This is a genomic window from Mesorhizobium sp. M1399 (assembly GCF_040317735.1).
GTDB lineage: Bacteria > Pseudomonadota > Alphaproteobacteria > Rhizobiales > Rhizobiaceae > Mesorhizobium.
Genome location: NZ_JAMYKZ010000010.1, coordinates 143,581 through 163,984 on the forward strand (window position 1 = coordinate 143,581; position 20,404 = coordinate 163,984).

A 20,404-nucleotide genomic window follows, 5' to 3' on the forward strand; every position below is an offset into this window, starting at 1 on the left:
GGCCGCTTCGCGGCCACCTTCTCCCCGCTGGGGAGAAGAGGCTGACGCCGGCGCTGGCGATCTCCTCTCCCCTCGGGGAGAGGTTGGATTGCCCCGAATTGCCCTTCGCAATTCGGTTGGCAATCCGGGTGAGGGGGCTCTTGCCTACATGCGATTGCACTGCCTCAAGGGGGAAGATTGGCAGGTTCGCCAGTGGCGCTGACGCCTCGGAATGTTGCGGCAAGCTTGCGTGGCCAAAAGCTGATCGGCCGGCTCAGATCGTCTGCTTCTTGCCATCCCTGGTCGGCATCAGGTCGACGCCGTTGACCTTGCCGATATGCGTGGCCAGCATCGGCACATATTGGTCGGCGGGGCCGGCCGCGAAGGCGCCGGCGAAGGCGTTTTTGGTGGCGTTGCCGAGTGGGTTGGCGATGCCGGCAGCATCCGCCATCGATTCGAGATAGGTGAGATCCTTGAAGGCGTTGGCGATGCTGAATTTGTGCGCGTCGCGGTCGCCTTCCAGCGTCCAGCGCATGAAGGTCTGGTAGAAGCCGCAATCCATGCGGCCGTTGCGGATGACGCTGTCGAAGCGCGGCGGCGAGATGCCGACCTTCTGCGCCAGCGCCAGCGCCTCGGAATAGATCGCGGCGTAGCCGAGCGAAATGAAGTTGTTGAGCAGCTTCATGCGATGGCCGTCGCCGGTGTCGCCGATATGGACGATGCGCCCGGCCCAGGTGTCGAGCACCGGTTTCAGCCGGGCAAAGACCGTGTCGGGCGCGCCGACCATGGCGTCGAGCGTGCCTTCCCAGGCCTCCTTCGGGGTGCGGCTGAGCGGGGCATCGACATAATCGACGCCGAGCGCCTTGAGTTCGGCGGCCAGCGCCACCGTCGAGACAGGATCCGAGGTCGAGCAGTCGACGACAACCGATCCCTGCTTCAGGCCTTCCTTGAGGCCGCCTGGGCCGCGGATGATGGCTTCGACCTCGCGCGAGCCGGTGACGCAGATGAAGACGATATCGGATGCCGCGGCGACGTCGCGCGAGGTCGCCGCTTCCTTGGCGCCGCGGCCGAGCAGGTCTTCGGCAGGCGTGCGGTTCTTGCGGCCGAGAAAAGTCAACGGATAGCCTTTGTCGACGATGTTCTTCGCTATGCCGTGCCCCATCAGGCCAAGCCCGATGAAGCCGATCTTTTCGCTCGCGGCGGTCGTGTTCATGTCGTTTCGTCCTATTTGCAATGATGGATGACGGCGCTGCACCTTGCCGGCGAATTGTTGAAGCGGGTTTTTGCCGCATGCCATTGGCAGGCGATTGCAGAGTTCGATATTGTCTGACAATACACATGAATTCCAGGGAGAGCAAAATGACGAAGCGGATCATGTTCACCGGCGGCAGCGGCAAGGCCGGGCGCCACGTCGTGCAGTATCTGGTCGAGCAGGGCTGCCAGGTGCTCAACATCGACACCAAGCCGCTCGACAATCCCAAGGTGCGCACGCTGATCACCGACATCACCGACAGCGGGCAGGTGTTCAACGCGCTGTCGAGCTATATCGGCCTGCATGAATTCGACCCGTCGCTGCGTTCGCAACCGGTCGATGCCGTGGTGCATTTCGCGGCCATCCCGCGCATCATGATCACGCCCGACAACGAGGTGTTCCGCATCAACGCGCTCGGCACCTACAATGTCATCGAGGCCGCAGTGAAGCTCGGTATCCGCAAGGTGGTGATCGCATCCAGCGAGACGACCTACGGCCTGGTCTTCGCCAACGAACCGCGCGATCCGACGCATTTTCCGCTCGACGAGGAGTACGACGTCGATCCGATGGACAGCTACGCGCTGTCCAAGGTCGTCAACGAGAAGACGGCGCGAGCCTTTGCGCTGCGCAGCGGCTTCGACATCTACGCCTTGCGCATCGGCAACGTCATCGAGCCGCATGAATATTCGCTGTTTCCGAGATGGTTCGCCGATCCGGGTTTCCGCAAGCGCATCGCCTGGAGCTATATCGACGCGCGCGACCTCGGCCAGATCACGCTGCGCGCCATCGAAAAGGATGGGCTCGGCTATCAGGTGTTCAACGCCGCCAATGACGACACCTCGTCCGACCTGCCGACAGCCGAACTCCTGAAGCGGTTTTATCCCGATGTGCCGGTCAAGGGCGAACTTGGCGAATACGAGACCCTGCTCTCCAACCGCAAGGCACGCGACATGCTCGACTTCCGGCCGGAGCACAGCTGGCGGAAATATGTCAAGACGACCTGACGGGCGTACGTGATACGGAGCCGGCACTGGGCCAGCCCCGACGCGCAACGTTGAGAAGGCTCTGACTCAACCTCGAATTTGACATAGGCTATCTGCTGGCTGGTAATAACACGTTTCCCCCTTCGAGAGGAACGGTGCGGCCTGCGGGGGAATTGTTGACTTTAAACGCAACTAACTCTATTCTGTATCAGCGGTCGAAACCGGTCGGCTCGTCGCGCGGCCTGCACTTAACCAAAAGGTGGAGGCCAAGCGGTTTCTGTATGTAACGCCAAATGTTTATAGAGGATTGGCTGGGAAGGATCCCGACTTAAGCCATTTGCCGATGGCGAAAATGGAAGAACTGATAGCAATTTTTTGTTTCGGTTGGTTCGTGACGGCAAGCCTCAAAGGAGACCCAGACGAGCGGGGGCCAGACATCGAACGATTGCATTCTGTTGACGAGGTCTGGGTAATTTGTGCGCGAAAGCCTAGGCATGTCCAAGTGCGTCTGTTCGGTAGGTTTCTCGACGCCGGGGTATTCATAGGTTTAGGACTGCATTGCCGACATTGGCTAGGGATCAAAAAGAACTATAGCGAAACCGTCGCTGGAATCCCCGATCTTTGGGGCAACACCATGGGTAATGCGCAACCTTTTCGTGCAGCAACGGCGTTAGAGTACGTGAAGGGAATATGTCGAGATGTGGATGAAAAAATCTAATAAGGTTTCCGACCAAGCGTTCGTTGAAGAGTTCGAACGCGGGATACTTCGTTCGGCTTTTGTGAGCGCCTTTTGGGCGGTCATTCAAGCCAGGAAAGCGGAAACGGGGCTCACCCTAAGTCAGCTTGCCGATCGCCTCGGAATTAACAAGTCTGCGGTCTCTCGCTGGTTTTCAGGAACAAAGCCGAACTGGGAAATAGACACTATCGCGGACCTCGCGACTGCCCTTGAGGTAGACGTAGAGGTTGTGGTCGTAGACAGAAAAATGAACCGTCGGTTTGGGCCTGCGGGCGAGATACAGCCGCTTACGCTCGGAGCGGGGACCACACTAAGTTCCGGGCAGCATTCCATCCTGCCGGGAACCGATGCCGTGAGTGCGGTGTCAATACGCCTTGAGGCAGCATGATTTTGAACCCCCATGCTAGCGTCGTGTTTTGCGATGACCTTCGACAGGAGGCCAACGGGAAGCAACTGCACATAGGGGTCTATAATGATGCCGTTTTATTCGACGGACCTTTGCCGTGGGCATTGCCCACGGGGCTGTGGTGTCTGATTAAGTATCTTGAACCGTATCCAGAAACTTTGCCTACCCTCGCGATAAAAGTTCGTCTTGAATCCAAGGCCGGTGGGGTAGTTGATTTGATAGAAGCTCCAGTGCCGAAGACCGACATCATCCCCCAGAAAGGACCCCTCGAATTTGAGAAGGATACAGTCAAATTATTGGCCCTTAGCATGAACATTCAACTGTCAACCTTGGTCTTCCAAGAGCCTGCAAAACTCGTGGTCGTAGTCGTTCGGGACGGGGAGGAAATCTCAGCTGGCCGATTGCGCATCTCGCAGTTGAGTAGGGATGGAGCCGGCAACCCCATCCCCGCTGTTTAGGCCCAAACGGGTCAAGGTTCTCCGATACTTCACTTGTTGAAGGGGCAATACCCTTGATCAATAAGTTCTGAGCCTAGCCCTCACTCGTTTCCTGCCGTGCGGCAATTAAGCTACTTGTCTTTCCAGAATTCGGCCTGGAGTTGCGCCGCTTCATCGGCAAGCAGCGGACCGACGACTTCAGTCGGACGCTGCCCAGCTTCGAAGACGATCCTGCAGGGCAGGTCGAGTGTAGGATTCTCGACATGTGCACCCGTCGATGCCTTGAGGTCATGTTCGCTCTGGCCAAAGACGACCCGTCCGATGCCCGCCCAATAGATTGTGCCGGAGCACATCGCGCAAGGTTCGGCCGAAGTGTAGAGTGTGCAGGAGGCCAGCTTTTCGAGACTGAAATTCATCCCCGCCCATGAGGCCAGCAGCCTTTCGGCATGAGCGGTGCGGTCGCCCCCGCCGGCTTTGTAAGCGTTGGGCTGCTCGCGCAAAACATTGCCGTCCTTGTCAGCGAGGAGCGAACCAAAGGGATGTTCGCCGGCATCGCGGGCCTTGCGCGCGACTTCGAACGCCTGACGGAGCAGGCGCTCATCATAGGGGCGTTGTGGCATCGGCGGATCCTCCGGCTATGCCGCTGGACCATAGTGCCGAACAATCCGCCGACACAAGTCGGCGGCCTAAAACGCGTCGCGTTCGACCGGCCTCATGCTACGCGCTTCAGGTTCTTGTTTTGATGCATGTCGTATCGCAAACCCGCTGCACACTTTTGAGCGACATGCATCAGGACTCGTTGCGATTGGGGCGTTGAGCCAGCCAGATGCTGCCGATGACGAAAACGACGCCGGCGATTTGAGGCAAGGTCAGCGTCTGGTCCAGGAATACCCATCCAAGCAGCACGGCGGTCACCGGGCTGAGGAAAAGCAGCGATGACACCACGGCAGATTCCAGTCGCGCAATGCCCCGGAACCAGAGGACGTAAGTCAGCGCCGCACCGATCAGGCCGAGCCACACCAGTCCAAGCAGGTTGGCCGCGGTCGGGAGCGGGATGGAGGGCTCGAAAAGCAGGGCCACCGGAACGAGAAGCAGACCGCCGGCGGTCAGCTGCCATGCCGTAAAGGTAAGCAGCGATACTGGCGGTTGCCACTTACGGGCCAATACGCTTCCGAAGGCCATGGAGGCCGCCCCGGCGAGGCCGGCGGCAACGCCGACCGCATCGAGCGTCGCGTTCGGGGTCAGCACCAGCAATGCAACACCGGCGATCCCGACAAGGGCGGCGACGATCGCCAACCGACGGACAGGGCTGGCAAGCAGGGCAGCGGCAAGGAAAATCACGATCAACGGCTGGACCGACAGCACCGTCGCGGCGACCCCGCCCGGAAGCCGGTAGGCGGCGACAAACAACATGCTCAGGAAGATCGAGATGTTGAGGGCTCCGAGGACGAAACTGCGCAGCCACCAGATGCCCGTCGGCAGTTGCCGAACGATCGCCAGCAGCAGCAATCCGGCTGGCAAGGCACGCAGCATTGCGACCGTCATCGGCGAAAAGTTGGGCAGGAACTGGGTGGTGACGATATAGGTGCTGCCCCATATCGCGGGTGCAATGGCTGTCAGCAACAGATCGAAACGGCGCGTTTTCATAAGATTTCCAGTACTTCGGCAAGAGGGCGGCGCGGCTTTTGCGGCCAGTTGCCGGGCGCGGCGCGGCCGACCGCGATGAGCATCACCGGCACTTCATTCAGGCCAAGGCCAAACTCGCGGGCCACGCCTTCGGCATCGAAGCCTCCCATCGGACCAGCGACGAGCCCCAGCGCTTCGGCTGCAAAAATCAGCGTTGCAGCGCCAAGCGTTGCAGAGCGCACCGCTTCGTCGCGGGCAGCCCGAGGATCGGCATATTGTGCGCGGGCGCCTTCCTGCCAGCCCGAAGCCATATCCGCCGGCATGAAGCCGGCTTCGACGAAAGGACGCAGCCTTGCATTGAGGGCGGCGTGGTCGGGCAGTACGCCGCAGACGATGAAGGTGACCGCTGCTTCCTGCACCTTGGCCTGGCCATGGGCCACGCTGCGCAACCGCGCCTTTGCTTCCGGCGTCCGCACGGCGATGAACCGCCAATTCTGAAGGTTGTAGGCGGTTGGCGCGCGGGTTGCGAGACGTGCCAGTTCCTCAACCTCGGCATCCGTCAATGCGTACGAGGCATCGAACCGATTGGCCGACATGCGTCGCTCGATAAGGGAGATTGTGGGGTTGGTCATCATGTCATTCCGAAAATGAGAAAGCCGTTCGGGAAGCAGATATGGAATTTACCAACAGACGATAATAGGTGACAATTGAAAGACATTGTTTACTGGAAGAGAATGGTGCAGTGGATCGCCTGACTGCGTTGCAGGTTTTCCGTCATGTGGCGGAACTGAACAGCTTTGCCGAAGCCGGACGGCGGCTCGGTCTCTCGCCTCCCGCGATCAGCAAGAACATCGCCGAGCTGGAGGCGCATCTGGGGGTGCGGCTCATCAACCGGACGACGCGGCGGATGGCCCTGACCGAAGAAGGCAGGATCTATCTGGAGCATGTCACGCAGGGGCTCGATGCGCTGGCCAGGGCCGACCAGGTCCTTGGCCCGATCAAGACGGCGCCGAGCGGGACGTTGCGGGTCAGCGCGCCGATGACTGTCACGTTGACGCGGCTTTCGGCTGCCATTCCCGCGTTTCTATCGCGCTATCCCGATTTGAAACTCGATTTGCATCTTGATGACAGGCGCGTCGATATCGTGCGGGAGGGATTTGACCTTGCCATTCGCGGCAGCGACAATCTCGAGGATTCCAGCCTGGTCGCCAGAAAGCTTGCGGTCATGCCGCACGTGCTTTGTGCAGCTCCTGCCTACTTCGAGCAGCACGGCCGGCCTCAAACGCCTGCCGATTTGAAGGCGGCCAACTGCATCCGGTTCAGCCTCTCGGGGCATGCGGACATATGGGAATTCCGCAAGGACGGCCGCAGCGAGCGGATCGCCATCGACGGACGATATTCGGTCTCCTCGAGCCTTGCCGTGCGCGATGCGCTGCGCGCCGGCTTCGGCGTCAGCCTGATCCCCTATCCCTATGTCGAAAGCGACCTGAAAGCAGGCCGGCTGCAATCGGCTCTGGATGACTGGGACAAGGTCGAAACCACACTCTACGCGGTCTATCCGGCACGGCAGCATCTTGCCCCGAAAATCCGCGTCTTCCTTGATTTCCTGATCGAGGAATTCAGTCGGGACAAAGAGAAGCCGTTCGTGCCTCCCCGGCGTGAACGCCCGGCAAAGCGCTGTGTCGGCGAGGCGACGGATACGGAAAATCAAACCGAGATATTGCCGTCGATTTCATCTCCTTGACACGCCTCCAAATCCGGACTTTGTGGAGCCATGCAGGACGCAAAGCCGAATAAGGGAAAGACAGCGGCCGAGGCGTTCGCCGAACGCACGAGCGGTATTCGCCGCGCCGATGCGGCGCGCATGCCGGGGTCGAGCGTGCATGCGTCGCTGGCCAACGAAATCGGGCTGAGGATCGTGCGCGGCGACTATCCGCCGGGAACCATCCTGCCCAACGAAGCCAAATGGTCCGAGACCTTCGACGTCAGCCGCTCGGCGGTGCGCGAAGCCATCAAGATGCTGATGGCGAAGAGCCTTTTGTCGTCACGTCCCAAAATCGGCAGCTGGGTCGAGCCGAAGGAGCGCTGGAACCTGCTCGATCGCGATGTGCTGGCCTGGTACGCGACCTCGCCGGACCGCGAGGTGTTCCTCAGGACGGTGCAGGAATTCCGCCACATCATCGAGCCGGAGGCCAGCGCCTTTGCCGCCATGCGGCGCACCGACGAGCAGATGGCCGAGATCAGCCAGGCCTGCCGCGAGATGGGCGAGGCGACCAACCTGCAGGAGCGGACGCGCGCCGACACGCGGTTTCATCTCGCCATCCTGCGCGCCTCGGGCAACGATCTGCTGGTGCCGCTCGGCGTGCTGATCGAATCGGCGTTCGATCATCTGTTCGCTTTTACGACCCGGGAACTCGACGATTTGCAGCATGCGCAGAGGCTGCATGAGGCAATCGAGAAGAGCATCCGCCTGCAGCGGCCGGACGCGGCACGCAATGCAGTGCGCAAGCTGCTGGCCAATACCGACGGCGTCATCAAGTCCAGGTAGCCGCCGTTCGGCTCCCGGTTTGAGTGCTCAGTCGAACGGTCCGGTCGCGAGATGCCGCCGGGTCAGCCCGAGCAGCAAGGCCTGATCGCGGGCGGCGTGTTCGGGCGGGTTGACGACGGGGTCGCCATTGACGATCGCCGCCCAGAAGCCACGCATCTCCTCGACGAAGGCTTCCGCGTAGCCGGCGCGCAAATCTTTCTTCGACAGCGTGTGACCGGGCGAGGTCGTCACCGTCAGCCGGGTCGGATGATGGTTGAGCCAGGGCGAGGGGAATTCGAGCTCCAGGCTGGCATCGTCGAAGAACAGCGTGATCCGCTCCTTGTAGTCGGCGAGCTTAGGTACGGTAAGATGGGTCATGGTCCACAGCGCCTGTCCGTCCAGCAGCTTGACGGCGCCCTGGCCGCCGTCGCCATTGGCAAAGATCTGCGCGCCGACGATCTCGCCGTCCGGCACGCCGAGCGCATCGAGCAGGCCGTGAACGGCATTGACATCGTGAATCAAGGCCGAGCTGTAAGCGCCGGTAAATCCACGGAAAGCGAGATCAGTGAAAGGCACGCCAATGGCTTGTTCGACCTGGCGCTTCTGCTTGGCGGCGACAGCGGCGACCATGTCCTTCGGGAGATCGGTGCCGCGCCTGTAGGGCAGGTGGGCGATGAACGGCCAGGCGTCGGGATCGTTCACTTCCACCGAGACCGAGCGCAGCGTGCTCGATGTCCCCGGCAGCGAAGCGAGCGCCAGCCGGTAGCTCGGATCGAAGCGCTTCATGTAGCCGACTTGCATGATTTTCCTGGCGGCATCGCGCGCGGCGACGATCTCGGCGATTTCCGCCAGGGAATAGCAGAGCGGCTTTTCGCAAAAGACATGCAGGCCGCGCGCCAGCGCCGCCAGCACCTGTTCGTGATGCAATGGGTCCGGCGAGCCGATCACTACCGCGTCGAGGCGCTGGTCGAAGAGCTGGTCGATCGTTTCGAAATTGGCGATGCCATGGGTGTCAGTGACGAACTGCCGTGAAATCCTGGAGGGGTCGGCGACGCCGACCAGCTCGAACAATTCACCGAGGCGCAGCAGATTGGGAATATGCTCGACCTGCGAGATCATGCCGGCGCCGACGACCCCGACGCGTAACCTGCTCATGCCATCATCCCCGCGATGTCCGATTGTCAGCTCAAGGCGCCGCAGGCGGCCGGCTGCCGATCTGGGCGAGCAGGCCGGGCGATCTCCGCCTCGACCGCTTTCAGATCCTCGCCGCCCGACATGATCGAGATGACCTCGTCGCGCGAGATGTCCGATTTGGCGTAGGTACCGCGATTGCGGCCGCGGTTGAGCAGCGTGAAGGTGTCGCCGACCGGATAGGCATGGTGGATGTTGTGGCTGATGAAGATCACTGCCAGGCCGCGCATCCGTGCTTCGATGATGAACTTCAGCACCATCGCCGCCTGGTGGACGCCGAGTGCGGAGGTCGGCTCGTCGAGGATCAGCACGCGCGCGCCAAAATGCACGGCGCGGGCGATCGCCACCGACTGGCGCTCGCCGCCCGACAAGGTGCCGACGGCTTGCGTCGGGTCGCGCACATCGATGCCGATATCGGCCATCGCTTGCCTGGCGATGGTGTTGGCGCGCTCCTTGTCGATGCGCGAGAAGGGCAGGCTGCTTTTGGTCGGCTCGCGGCCGAGGAAGAAATTACGGGTAATCGACATCAGCGAGATCATGCCGAGGTCCTGGAACACCGTTGCCACGCCGAGCTCCTGCGCGTCGCGCGGGCTGCGGAAGGTGACCGTCTTGCCGTCGACCAGGATTTCGCCTTTGCTCGGCCGGTAGACGCCGGACAGAACCTTGATCAGCGTCGACTTGCCGGCGCCGTTGTCGCCGAGCAGGCAGTGGACCTCGCCCGGATAGACCTTGATGTCGATGTCCTGGAGCGCGCGCACCGAGCCGAAATTGACGCTGACGCCGCGCAGTTCCATTGCGGGTTCGGTCATTTGGGCCGGTTCGCTCATTTGGGCCCGCTCGGTCATTTGCCACCTCCGCGGCCGAGCGCCTTCAGCCTGATGTAGTTGTTGACCAGCACGGCCATCAGGATGACGATGCCGAGGAAGACCTTGAACCAGTCGGTGTCGATGCCGGTGTAGAAGATGCCCATCTGCACCAGCCCGAAGATCAGCGCGCCGAACAGCACACCATAGACTGTGCCGTAGCCGCCGGTGAGCAGCACGCCGCCGATGACGGCGGCGATGATCGCCTCGAACTCCTTGAGCAGGCCGCGCGTGGTGTCGGCGGAGCCCGCCTCCATCACCTGGATGGTGGCAAGCAGCGTCGCCGCGCAAGCGGTGTAGACGAACAGGCTGATCTTGACGCGATCGACCGGCACGCCGACGTTGCGAGCTGCAATCAGGTCGCCACCGGTGGCGAAGATCCAGTTGCCGTATTTCGTCTGGGTGAGCACGTAGCCGGCCAGCGCCGTCAGGCCAAGCCACCAGACGATCGACATCGGAATGCCGGCGACGAAGGGAATGCCGTCGCTGCGGGTGCCGATCCAGCCTTGCGCGCCCATCCAGTGGAACAGGCCGGTGAGCAGATGGCCGTTGAAAATGCCGGCCGTCGCCGGGTCCGGTACGCCTTCGAGGATGTAGGGAATTTGGGTGCGGCCGGTGACGGCGCGGGTGATGCCGATCGACAGTCCGCGCAGGATATAGAGCGTGGCGAGCGTGACGATGAAGGAGGGCAGGCGCGTCTTCACCACGATCAGGCCGTTGAGATAGCCGGTGAGGATGGCAACGGCGAAGGCACAGGCGATGCCGCCCCATAGCGGCAGGCCCCAGTACTTCACAGTTAGCCCGATGACGACACCGGCAAAGCCGACCATGGAGCCAACCGAAAGGTCGAACTCGCCGGCGATGATGAGAAGTGCTGCTGCGGTGGCGACGATGCCGAGCTCCGCCGACAGCGTCAGGAAGGTCATCGACCCCTGCAGCGAATAGAGGTTCGCCGCGCCCGGCAGCAGCGCAAAGATGATGATCGTCGCAAGCAGCCCGCCGGCAGCACCGGCTTCCGGCCGGCGCAGCCACTGGGTCAGCTTGCCGGTGCTGGCCAGCCGCTCGTCGGCGCCGGCGGCCCGCTTCGACGTCATGCCGAAGCGGTCGGTCGCCTTCAGTTCGCCCGGAGGTATCGCCTTGTCTTCCACGACCGCCATTAGGCTCTCCAATCGCTCAATTCGCAATCTTCGAACGGATCGGGAGAGCGCCTGGCGCATTCTCCCGTTCCGTCGGAGTGCTGGCCTAGCGGATGCCCTCTTTGGCGAGGGCCAGGATCGCCTTGGCTTTTTCGGGCGAGTCGATGAACAGCGGCCCGGTATAGGCGTTGTTCTGCGGCCAGAAGCCGTGCGTCGCCTGCTCGACCAGATAGATCACCGGCAGATAGCCCATCAGATATTGCTGGGCATCCATACCGAAGCCCATTTCGCCGGCGACGACAGAGTCGAGGACCTCCGGGCTGATGTCGAAAGTGTAGAGCTTGAGCTTGCCGAACAGTTCCTTGTCGCGGAACATCGGGATCAGCGGATTGGCGGCGGTGGCACCAAGCGCAAAGACGGCTTGGGTGTCGGGATGCGCCGACAGATAGGCTTCGGTGCGGCGCTGGATGTCGGCCGGATCTGGCGCCACGGCCAGAACCTCGGTGCCGCCGCCGGATGGCTTCAGCCCGTCATTGAGGCCCTGGCAGCGCTGGTCGAGGCTGACATTGCCGACCTCGTGGTTGATGCAGACGACCTTGAGCGTGCCTTCCTTGGCCAGCCGCTCGCCGGCCTTCTTGCCGGAATCATATTCGGAAACGGTGCCGACATAGAGCGTGGTGCCGAGCTCGGCGCCTTCCTTCTCGCCGGAATCCAGAACCACCATCGGAATATTGGCGGCAAGCCCGGATTTGACGGATTTGCCGAGTGCATTGGCGTCGGCGATGGAGACCGCGATGCCGTCCGGCTTGGTGGCGATGGCGGCGTCCAGAAGCCGGGCCTGCTCGACCACGTCGAAGACCTGCGGCGCGTAATATTCGACCTTGGCGCCGGTGAGGGCGGCCGCGTCATCGACGCCGCGCTTGACCACCGACCAATAGGGATCGGACGCCGACCCATGCACGACGAACGTGATGTGGACGTCCTTCGGATCCTTGAGGCCCGCGGCATATGCAATGCCTGTCATCAGGCCCGCCGTGACGAAGGCGCCCAATGCCGCTTTCAGAAGAGTTTTCATCTTATTCTCCCATTTGTCGTTGCAGTTCCAATCCCTCTGGCGCCGTTTTCCGGCCGCGACGATCGGCTCACGTCGCGGATCGGGTGGCCGCTTTGCGGGCCTTTGCCGACGTCAATCGCTGTTCGCCCGCGTTGTTGCCGCGGGCTGATGTTGACGATCGCCCGGCCGAGAGTGCTGCGCGAAGCTCCTCGCGCAACGGCTTCATGCCGATGACATCGATCGGCTGTGCGGCGAGCCAGTCGCGAAAGCCCTGGTCGCAGAACAGCTCGTACTCTTCGGTGCGGATATAGGCGGAGCGCGGCTCGATCAGCTCGAGTTCACCGGGCGCGTTGCAATGCAGGCAAAAGAAAGTCAGGCCCTCGCGCACACCCTCGATGAGCGCTTTGTAAGCGGGCTCGATCGGCCTGGAACGCGGCCGGCCCCAGGTCGTCTGGATGGCGGCGTCGAAAATGGCAAGGCCGCCGGCGCGGGCTAGCGCCACGCCGCGCTGGAACGCCTCCTCGGTGACGCCGACCAGATTGTCGTTGGGGGAATAGGCGGACAGCGTCTTGGTCAACAGCACGGGCAGCTGATATTCCAGCCCGAGCTTGATGTATATGTCGCAAAATTCGGGCGACAATGCCGCGCCCATATGCGCGTCGAGGTGGGTGACGTCGATGCCGGCGCGATAGGCGGTGTCGATCTGGGCGCGAAGCTCGGCCTCGATCGCCTGCGGCACCGCCTTGCGGCGCGTGGTCGCCACGTCGGGCCATAAGAAGCCGAACTCGTCGGTCAGGCCGGCCGCCCGCGACGGCGCGGTCAGCGGCCGCCATTTGTAGTGCTGTTTCTCGCTGTTCAGCGTCAGGTGGACGCCAAGGTCAAGGCCAGGATTGGCTGCGGCGCTTTCGGCCATTTCGAGGAACCACGGGCACGGCACCATCACCGCGCCGGAACTGCAGACACCTAGCCCGTTCAATTCGAGAAAGGCGCTGTTGGCGCCGTGGCACATGCCGACATCGTCCTCGTGGAGCACGATCCGTTTGCTGGAGCCGGTGGCGTTCACGAATGTCAGCCTTTCCGCCGGCGCGCCGGTCTCGAGGGTCTTCCAAAGTGTGTCCCGTATTTCATGGAACCAACCGTTTGCCCAACTGGCCGGAATGGAACGCCGAAAGCTGGCTTTCCGACAGGGCCACTTTGGCGAATTCGGATGGGTACGATTTGCCTGCCGGCTGAGACACTTAGCTGCCGATTTCCCCAATCAGGGTTCAAAACCACTCATAGGAACCGTCTTCCGGGCGCAGATGGCTTGGTCGAATAGCGGCGGAGTGGTTCTTCCAAACTGTGCCGACAAGCCTACAGCTGTCCACACCATCAAGCGACCCACATTACCAAGTGACCCAAACTACCAAGTAACTTGGAGGCCTGCCATGTACACCGCCGGCGAAGAGGAAATCGAAGCCATTGCCAGGGTGATCCGCTCGGGCGCGCTGTTTCGTTACGGCAAGGACAGCGAATGCGACCGCTTCGAGGCCCGCTATGCGCAGCATCTTGGCGTCGAGCATTTCGCACTGGCCGCCAGCGGCACCTATGGGCTCGCGGCCGGCCTGATCGGGCTCGGCATCGGTCCGGGGGACGAGGTCCTGGTGCCCGCGCACACCTATATGGCGACAGCGACCGCGGTGCTGTCGGTCGGGGCCATTCCCGTCATCGTCGACATCGACGAGAGCCTGACCATCGATCCCGTCGCCTTGCGCGATGCCATCGGGCCGCGCACCAGGGCGGTCATCCCGGTGCATATGTGGGGCGCGGCCTGCAACATGAATGCGATCATGGACATTGCTGCCAAGCGCGGCTTGCTGGTGCTCGAGGATGTCTGCCAAGGCATCGGCGGCGGCTATGAGGGCCGCAAGCTCGGCTCGATCGGCCATGCCGGCGCCTATTCCTTCAACTACTTCAAGAACATGACCTCGGGCGAGGGCGGCGGCATTGCCACCAGCGACCCGAAAGTGGCGGAGCGGGCGCGCTGCGCCATCGACCCTTGCCATTTCTACTGGCAGGGCAGAAGCGACAGCATCAAACCCTTCGCCGGCATCGGCGCGCGTGCTTCCGAACTGATGGGGGCGATGCTCAACGTCCAACTCGATCGACTGGACGGCATCATCGAGGCGATGCGCGCCGAGAAGAAGATGGTGCTGGCCGGCACCCGCCATCTCGGCAATCTCGGTCTGACACCGTCGCCGATGAACAGCCCGGACGACGATTGCGCCGCACAGGTGATGTACCTACTGCCGAGCGAGCAGGCGGCGCAGACTTTTTCGAAGACCATTCCGAGCGTCGTTGCCGGCAAGACCGGCCGTCACAATTTCACCCAGTGGGACCAGGTGCTGATGCATGAAGGGGCGCATCATCCGGCGCTCAATCCTTATGCATTGCCCGAGAACCAGGGCCTGCGGCTGGATTACGCCGACGACCTCGGCAAGCGCTCGCTCGACATCCTCAATCGCACGGTGATGATCGCCATGAACCCGGCGCATGACGATACCGATATTCAGGACATGATCCACAACATCGACGCGGCGGCGCGGGTGGCGCTGGAAAATGCTTCGCTGGATGATGTCGAATTGCGCAAAGCGGCACCGGTTGATCTGCAGAAGTTCGACAGTGTGAACTAGACCAGTTCCGACGCGGTTTGCTACCCTGCGGCCGAGTTCCTTGTCCGGCGGCCGGGCGAGGATTCCGGCCGGCATAACCGGTCGTCAAAAAATCCGCAGGCCCGTGTCGGATAGGCCGGGCTCCCGCTCGTCCTAGGGGCATCGATCACCAACACGGAGGATTAACGATATGCCCGGCACCGTACGTCTGCACCGCGTTCTGACAACCAGCCCGGAGAAAGTCTACCGCGCGTTCCTCGAAGCGGATGCACTTGCGAAATGGCTTCCGCCGAACGGCTTCACCTGCACGGTTCATCACTTCGAGGCGAAAGTCGGCGGTACGTTCAAAATGTCCTTCCGCAACTTCACCACCGGCGACAGCCACTCGTTCGGCGGCGAATATGTCGAGCTCGTGCCCAATGAGCAGCTGCGCTACACCGACCGGTTCGACGACCCCAACCTGCCCGGCGAGATCGAGGTGACTGTGACATTGAAGAAAGTGTCGGTCGGCACCGATGTGAATATCACGCAGGCCGGTATTCCAGACGCCATCCCGGTTGAGGCCTGCTATCTCGGCTGGCAGGAGTCGCTGCGAAATCTGGCGAAGCTCGTCGAACCCGAGATCAAGCAGTAGGGTAAGCGCGCGCGGCTGATCCATGGGGGCGATCTCTTCGCCCCAAGAGATTGAAGCGGGCGCTGCCTTGGCTGCATCGGCGTCGCTAGCCGGGATCCTAGGGATTCCCGATCTTGCCAGGCAACATGCGCCGGCGCCGGAAAGCCCGGATTGGGGAAGCCTGGCTCTAGCTTCTGTCCAACCTTAGGAACGCGGCGCGCAGCGCCAGCACCGCGCGCAGGATCTGGCGTTCGTCCATTGCCGCATAGCCGAGCAGCAGGCCGTGCTCGGGTTCTGTGGAATGGTAGTTGATGGAGATGCCCTGCACGTCGAGCCCCTCCTTGACGGCGGCGGCAACCACGTCGCTGTCCTTGTAGGGCCTGACGAAGCTCGCCAGCAACTGCATGCCGGAATCGTTTTCCGTGACGGTCAGCCATTCCGCCAGATGCTCCTGACAGAGCTTGACGAAGTTCGCCTGCCGGCGCGCATAGAGCCGGCGCATGCGCTTGAGATGCGTGGCGAAATAGCCTTGCGTGATGAAGTCGTTGACCGTTGCCTGGAGGATCAGTGGCGCGAACTGCCCGGTAATGCTCACCGCCCGATCGAACGGGACCGACAATTCGCGCGGCACGATCAGATAACCGATGCGCAGCGCCGGGATCAGCGTCTTGCCGAAGCTGCCGATATAAACGACGCGGTCGGCATGATCGAGCCCGCGCAGCGCCGGCACCGGCCGGCCGCGGAACCGGTATTCGCCGTCGTAGTCGTCCTCGACGATCCAGGCGCCGTTGCGCTCGGCGATGTCGAGCAACTGCAGCCGCTCCTCGATGCGCATGATGGTGCCGAACGGCCATTGGCAGGATGGCGTCACATAGATCAGCCGTGGTGGCGGCAGTTCCGGATCGGCAAGATGCCAGCCGCGCCTGTCGACCTTCAACGGCGCCAGCTTGGCGCCGCTGGCGAGAAAGGCGCTTTTGGCGCCGAGATAGCCGGGCTCCTCCATCCAGACATGGTCGCCTTCGTCCATCAGCACGCGCGAGACGAGATCGAGTGCTGCTTGCGCACCGGTGACGATGATCACCTGGTCGGCGGTGCAGCTGATGCCGCGCGACAGGCCGATGGTCGAGGCAATGGCCTGACGCAGGCCGGGATGGCCGGCAAAGGAGAGATAACCAAGCAGGCTCTCGTCGCGGCTGCGCGCATTGCGCACCAGAAGGCTTGACCAGATGGTGAACGGAAAGGACGCCGTCTCAGGCACGCCCGGATGGAAATTGATGACGCCGGCATTACGCGGCGGTTGCGGGCCGTTGACGATGGTCTGGCCGCGCCGCGACAGTTTTTGCGGCGCTGCCAGTCCGGCGCGCAGCGATGCCAAGGGACGGTTCTGCTGGATCGGCGCTACCCAGGTGCCCGATCCGGCGCGCGCCTCGATAAAACCTTCGGCAAGGAGCTGGTCATAGGCGGCGATGACCGTGTTGCGCCCGACCTTGAGGTCTTCGGCCAGCGAGCGCGTCGACGGCAGCAGCGTGTTCTGCGGGATTTGGCCGTCAAGGATGAAGCGTCGCAAGGCGCCGTAGATCTGACGATGCATCGGTTCTTCCGAAGCGCGGTCGACCGACATGATGTCGAGGGAAAGGCGCATGTGGTCGGCCAAGGCACTATTCCCCGACGAACCGGGCGGCGCGGGCGATCTTTTCCTCGTTGAGCCGACAGACGGTATCAAGCACCAGTCGCCTGGTTTCGGGGTGGACCTCGCGGCTGTTCTTCAGCGCGCGATGAACGGTGGCGGCGCCAAGTTCCGCCTTCTCGGCAATCTCCCGGATGGTGCAAAGCCGTTCCATGCCAAGCGCAGCTTCGAAAGCCATGTCGCTCCTCCTCGGTTGCATCAAGGCACGGCTTCCGGCCGGCCTCAAGCTCGAACGTCGGGGTTTGAAATCCAGAGCCGGGATTCTGCGATCCGCGCCGCGCAGGGAGCAAGGCGGCGCGGATCGCCGGGCGCATTCGCGTCGCTAACCCCATCGAGGCGCGCGCCCATTATGTTCCTCCGGCTCGCAATGCGGGCCGGTCAGTTTGCCTGCCGCGTTGCCACTTCGAAGCCGGCCTGCCGGGCGGTGGCGAGCAGCGAGAAATAGCCCTTGCTGGCATAGGTCAGCGGATGCGCCTTGGCCGGATCCTGCTCAGCCTCGACAACGATCCAACCCTCATAGCCGCGCGCGGCGAGGGGTTTCAGCAATGACAGGAAATCGACCGAGCCATCGCCGGGCACGGTAAAAATGCCGTCCACTACCGCCGCCATGAAGCTCATGTCCTCGCGGCGTGCCTTTTCCAGGACCGCCCTGCGAACATCCTTGCAATGGAAATGCACGATACGATCGAGATGCCGCTGCAACAGCGATTGCGGGTCGCCGCCCGAAAACAGGCAGTGGCCAGTATCGAACAACAGTCCGACGCTGTGCCCCGTCGCCGCCATCAGCCTGTCGACTTCATCGTCCGTCTCGACGATGGTGCCCATGTGGTGGTGGAAGGCCATGCCGACCCCGAATGCGGCCATGCGGGTGGCGAGGGCGGTCAGTTTCTCGCCATAGGCCCGCCAGTCGCCGTCGCCGAGGCGCGGACGCTCGGAGATCGGTGCGAAAATGCCGTCATGGCGACCGCGCGAGGTGTCGGCGTAGACGACGATCTTGGCGCCGAGGTCGCGCAGCAACGCCAGATGCGGGGTAATCGCCGCGAATTCCTCTTCGACCGTGCGGTCGAGGATGCGGCCATCATACCAGCCGGAGACGAGTTCCAGGCCATAGGAGGACAGGAGCGGCCCAAGCACCTCAGCCTGGCGCGGAAATTTCCCGCCGAGCTCGGTGCCGCGATAACCGGCCTGTGCGGTTTCGGACAGGCAGGTCTGCAGCGGCGTGTCGCCGCCAAGCGCCGGGACGTCGTCATTGCTCCAGGTGATGGGATTGATGCCGATCTTGACCGTCATGACGCCAGGCTTTTGCAGGCTTGCGAATGCAAGCCAGCCTGCAGACTGGCGACAAAGAGGCCCTGTCACTAGGTCCAGTTCAGCCTGATTTGGCAGAACCAATCAATAGTGACCGATTCTAGTCTTCCTTTGGGCGGCCAAAAAGGACGCGCAGTTCGTCCTTTGCGTCCTCCAGCACTTTCTTCTGCGCCGCCGGCAGGTTCTTGCCGGCGCGGTTGATGTAGAAATTCAGCATCGACATGGCGGATTGAAACGGCCCCGCCTTGCGCCGGTCGCTGTGCTCGGCCGACCGCCTCAGCGAGGCGGCGATCTTCCTCGGATCGTGGGATTCGAAGATGTGCTCCTCGAGATCCAGCGCGTCGCTATGCTCGGTGACGTCGGCAGACCATTTCCGTTGCGCGGTCATGGCAAACTCCTTCCACAAGCTCGTTCGAAAAGAAAACGCCCTATGGTGCGCCACTGTTCCACTTCGGCCCGCATCCCTGGAGCCACGGATTGGCCCGTCGTGGCGCTGCTCCGCGATGCGAATGCGCTGATAGTGGTCAGAACCGCCGATTTAAGAACTGCGGACAGGAAACGTTCTTGACCCCCATCGTCTCAAACCAGGCAGCAAGTTCCGGCATCGACAGTGCCTATGCCTGGATACGGCTCGGCGTCTCGATGCTGCTGGCAACCATAGGCGGGGTCGGCATGTGGGCGGTGGTCGTGGTGCTGCCCGCCGTGCAGGCAGAATTCGGCGTCGATCGCGCCGCTGCCTCGATGCCCTATACTGCGACCATGGTCGGCTTTGCCGCCGGCAATGTGCTGTTCGGCCGCGCCATCGACCGCGTGGGGTATTGGGTTCCGGCGCTGATTGCCGCGATTACACTTGGCGCCGGCTTCCTGCTGGCGTCGCTGACCAGTTCGATCCTGCAGTTCACCCTCGTCCAGGGCCTGTTGATCGGCGTCGGCTCGTCGGCGATCTTCGGGCCGCTGATTGCCGACATCTCGCACTGGTTCAACCGGCGCCGCGGCGTTGCGGTGACGGCTGCCGCGTCCGGCAACTATCTCGCCGGAGCGATCTGGCCGACGGCGATGCCCTATGTCATGCAGACCGAAGGCTGGCGCTTCACCTATGCCGCGATCGGCGTCGTCTGCCTGGTCACCATGGTGCCGCTGATCCTGCTGCTCCGGCGCGGCGCACCGCCCCACGCGGCTCCCGGATCGCCGGGCAGCCGCGTGGTCCAGCCGATCTCGCTGTCGCCGGCGGCCTTGCAGGCGCTGCTCATCGTCGCCGGACTCGGCTGCTGCGTGGCGATGTCGATGCCGCAAGTCCATATCGTCGCCTACTGCATGGATCTCGGCTACGGCGTGGCGCATGGCGCCGATATGCTGTCGATCATGCTGGCGGCGGGCGTCGTCAGTCGGCTTGGCTCGGGCTTCCTTGCCGATCGCATCGGCGGCGTCAAAACCCTGCTGATCGGCTCGGTGCTGCAATGCCTGTCGCTGTTGTTCTACATCCCGTTCGACGGGCTTGCCTCGCTTTATGTCGTCTCGCTGGTCTTCGGCCTGTCGCAGGGCGGCATCGTGCCCTGTTATGCGATCATCGTGCGCGAATATATGCCTGCCAAAGAGGCTGGCCAGCGCGTCGGCATCGTCATGATGGCGACCATCTTCGGCATGGCAATCGGCGGCTGGATGTCGGGCTGGATCTACGATTTGACCGGTTCGTATGCCGCCGCGTTCCTCAACGGCATTGCCTGGAACCTGCTGAACATTTTGGCCATGGTGCTGCTGCTGTGGAAGGCCCGGTGGAGCGCTGCTGTGACGGCCTGAAGCACGGCGACACGGGCACAGTCTCTCCGGCGGTCGCTTGACAATAGCCGAGGGCTGCGCGACGCCAGACAAGGTGTGGCAACGGGTTGGCAAGGCAGCAGTGGCAAAGACCCTGAACATCGTCTCACGGTCGCGTCTGGGCGGTTGCCCGGCGTCGG

Annotated in this window: 22 protein-coding genes; 9 read left to right on the forward strand and 13 right to left on the reverse strand. The window is 62.5% G+C overall.

The features are described from left to right. Nucleotides 1-253: 253 nt before the first annotated feature. A complete protein-coding gene (locus NKH05_RS19055; protein WP_353025885.1) occupies nt 254-1,192 on the reverse strand; it encodes an NAD(P)-dependent oxidoreductase in 939 nt (312 codons plus the stop codon). 146 nt (nt 1,193-1,338) lie between these two features. On the opposite strand from NKH05_RS19055, the gene NKH05_RS19060 reads away from it, so the two are divergent. The 4 genes from NKH05_RS19060 (at nt 1,339) to NKH05_RS19075 (ending at nt 3,814) form a co-directional block, all read left to right on the forward strand. Continuing rightward, complete coding sequence (locus NKH05_RS19060; RefSeq protein ID WP_352481574.1) at nt 1,339-2,235, forward strand: NAD-dependent epimerase/dehydratase family protein; 897 nt, start codon at nt 1,339-1,341, stop codon at nt 2,233-2,235. 331 nt (nt 2,236-2,566) lie between these two features. Further along, nucleotides 2,567-2,932 (forward strand): hypothetical protein, encoded by a 366-nt coding sequence (locus NKH05_RS19065; protein WP_156948174.1) that lies wholly within the window; start codon nt 2,567-2,569, stop codon nt 2,930-2,932. After that, a complete protein-coding gene (locus tag NKH05_RS19070; protein ID WP_198030531.1) occupies nt 2,919-3,338 on the forward strand; it encodes a helix-turn-helix domain-containing protein in 420 nt (139 codons plus the stop codon). The genes NKH05_RS19065 and NKH05_RS19070 overlap by 14 nt, the downstream gene beginning before the upstream one ends. Continuing rightward, on the forward strand, nt 3,335-3,814 hold the full coding sequence (locus tag NKH05_RS19075) for a hypothetical protein (RefSeq protein ID WP_023721252.1): 480 nt from the start codon (nt 3,335-3,337) through the stop codon (nt 3,812-3,814). The genes NKH05_RS19070 and NKH05_RS19075 overlap by 4 nt, the downstream gene beginning before the upstream one ends. A gap of 110 nt (nt 3,815-3,924) precedes the next feature. Here NKH05_RS19075 and NKH05_RS19080 read toward each other — a convergent pair whose 3' ends face one another. The 3 genes from NKH05_RS19080 to NKH05_RS19090 form a co-directional block, all read right to left on the reverse strand. After that, a complete protein-coding gene (locus NKH05_RS19080; RefSeq protein ID WP_023721251.1) occupies nt 3,925-4,413 on the reverse strand; it encodes a nucleoside deaminase in 489 nt (162 codons plus the stop codon). Nucleotides 4,414-4,582: 169 nt separating this feature from the next. Continuing rightward, nucleotides 4,583-5,440 carry an EamA family transporter gene (locus NKH05_RS19085; RefSeq protein ID WP_023721250.1) on the reverse strand — a complete coding sequence of 286 codons (858 nt, stop codon included), beginning with the start codon at nt 5,438-5,440 and terminating at the stop codon, nt 4,583-4,585. Further along, nucleotides 5,437-6,051, reverse strand: a complete 615-nt coding sequence (locus NKH05_RS19090; RefSeq protein WP_352481572.1) for a nitroreductase family protein — start codon at nt 6,049-6,051, stop codon at nt 5,437-5,439. The genes NKH05_RS19085 and NKH05_RS19090 overlap by 4 nt, the downstream gene beginning before the upstream one ends. Before the next feature lie 110 nt (nt 6,052-6,161). Between NKH05_RS19090 and NKH05_RS19095 the strand changes: the two genes are divergently transcribed. Continuing rightward, nucleotides 6,162-7,163, forward strand: coding sequence for a LysR family transcriptional regulator (locus NKH05_RS19095; protein ID WP_023721248.1), 1,002 nt, complete (start codon nt 6,162-6,164; stop codon nt 7,161-7,163). A 30-nt stretch (nt 7,164-7,193) separates the two neighbouring features. Next, nucleotides 7,194-7,967 (forward strand): FadR/GntR family transcriptional regulator, encoded by a 774-nt coding sequence (locus NKH05_RS19100; protein ID WP_023721247.1) that lies wholly within the window; start codon nt 7,194-7,196, stop codon nt 7,965-7,967. A 27-nt stretch (nt 7,968-7,994) separates the two neighbouring features. Here NKH05_RS19100 and NKH05_RS19105 read toward each other — a convergent pair whose 3' ends face one another. The 5 genes from NKH05_RS19105 to NKH05_RS19125 form a co-directional block, all read right to left on the reverse strand. Continuing rightward, a complete protein-coding gene (locus NKH05_RS19105; protein WP_353025887.1) occupies nt 7,995-9,101 on the reverse strand; it encodes a Gfo/Idh/MocA family protein in 1,107 nt (368 codons plus the stop codon). Nucleotides 9,102-9,127: 26 nt separating this feature from the next. Beyond that, nucleotides 9,128-9,946 carry an ATP-binding cassette domain-containing protein gene (locus NKH05_RS19110; protein WP_353025889.1) on the reverse strand — a complete coding sequence of 273 codons (819 nt, stop codon included), beginning with the start codon at nt 9,944-9,946 and terminating at the stop codon, nt 9,128-9,130. 32 nt (nt 9,947-9,978) lie between these two features. After that, complete coding sequence (locus NKH05_RS19115; protein WP_352547088.1) at nt 9,979-11,094, reverse strand: ABC transporter permease; 1,116 nt, start codon at nt 11,092-11,094, stop codon at nt 9,979-9,981. A gap of 148 nt (nt 11,095-11,242) precedes the next feature. Beyond that, entirely contained in the window at nt 11,243-12,211 is a 969-nt protein-coding gene (locus NKH05_RS19120) for a rhizopine catabolism ABC transporter substrate-binding protein (protein ID WP_023721243.1), read from the reverse strand. A gap of 67 nt (nt 12,212-12,278) precedes the next feature. After that, nucleotides 12,279-13,253 carry a polysaccharide deacetylase family protein gene (locus NKH05_RS19125; RefSeq protein ID WP_352495774.1) on the reverse strand — a complete coding sequence of 325 codons (975 nt, stop codon included), beginning with the start codon at nt 13,251-13,253 and terminating at the stop codon, nt 12,279-12,281. Nucleotides 13,254-13,617: 364 nt separating this feature from the next. On the opposite strand from NKH05_RS19125, the gene NKH05_RS19130 reads away from it, so the two are divergent. Then, the gene (locus NKH05_RS19130) at nt 13,618-14,862 is read left to right on the forward strand and encodes a DegT/DnrJ/EryC1/StrS family aminotransferase (RefSeq protein ID WP_023721241.1); all 1,245 of its coding nucleotides are present in this window, start codon (nt 13,618-13,620) and stop codon (nt 14,860-14,862) included. A gap of 169 nt (nt 14,863-15,031) precedes the next feature. Beyond that, complete coding sequence (locus NKH05_RS19135) at nt 15,032-15,475, forward strand: SRPBCC family protein (RefSeq protein ID WP_352495776.1); 444 nt, start codon at nt 15,032-15,034, stop codon at nt 15,473-15,475. Between the two features lie 166 nt (nt 15,476-15,641). On the opposite strand, the gene mocR is transcribed toward NKH05_RS19135, so the two are convergent. From mocR to NKH05_RS19155, 4 genes are all read right to left on the reverse strand, one after another. Continuing rightward, nucleotides 15,642-17,108 carry a rhizopine catabolism transcriptional regulator MocR gene (gene mocR, locus NKH05_RS19140; RefSeq protein WP_352693694.1) on the reverse strand — a complete coding sequence of 489 codons (1,467 nt, stop codon included), beginning with the start codon at nt 17,106-17,108 and terminating at the stop codon, nt 15,642-15,644. Nucleotides 17,109-17,112: 4 nt separating this feature from the next. Then, nucleotides 17,113-17,319 (reverse strand): LacI family DNA-binding transcriptional regulator, encoded by a 207-nt coding sequence (locus NKH05_RS19145; protein ID WP_352481565.1) that lies wholly within the window; start codon nt 17,317-17,319, stop codon nt 17,113-17,115. A gap of 200 nt (nt 17,320-17,519) precedes the next feature. Continuing rightward, nucleotides 17,520-18,431: a myo-inosose-2 dehydratase gene (gene iolE / locus NKH05_RS19150; protein WP_352481564.1), complete on the reverse strand. Its 912-nt coding sequence runs from the start codon at nt 18,429-18,431 to the stop codon at nt 17,520-17,522. A 118-nt stretch (nt 18,432-18,549) separates the two neighbouring features. After that, nucleotides 18,550-18,837, reverse strand: coding sequence for a DUF3175 domain-containing protein (locus tag NKH05_RS19155; protein WP_352481563.1), 288 nt, complete (start codon nt 18,835-18,837; stop codon nt 18,550-18,552). A 176-nt stretch (nt 18,838-19,013) separates the two neighbouring features. Here NKH05_RS19155 and NKH05_RS19160 point away from each other — a divergent pair, with 176 nt between their 5' ends. Continuing rightward, nucleotides 19,014-20,246, forward strand: coding sequence for an MFS transporter (locus NKH05_RS19160; protein WP_352495777.1), 1,233 nt, complete (start codon nt 19,014-19,016; stop codon nt 20,244-20,246). The last annotated feature ends 158 nt before the right edge of the window (nt 20,247-20,404 follow it).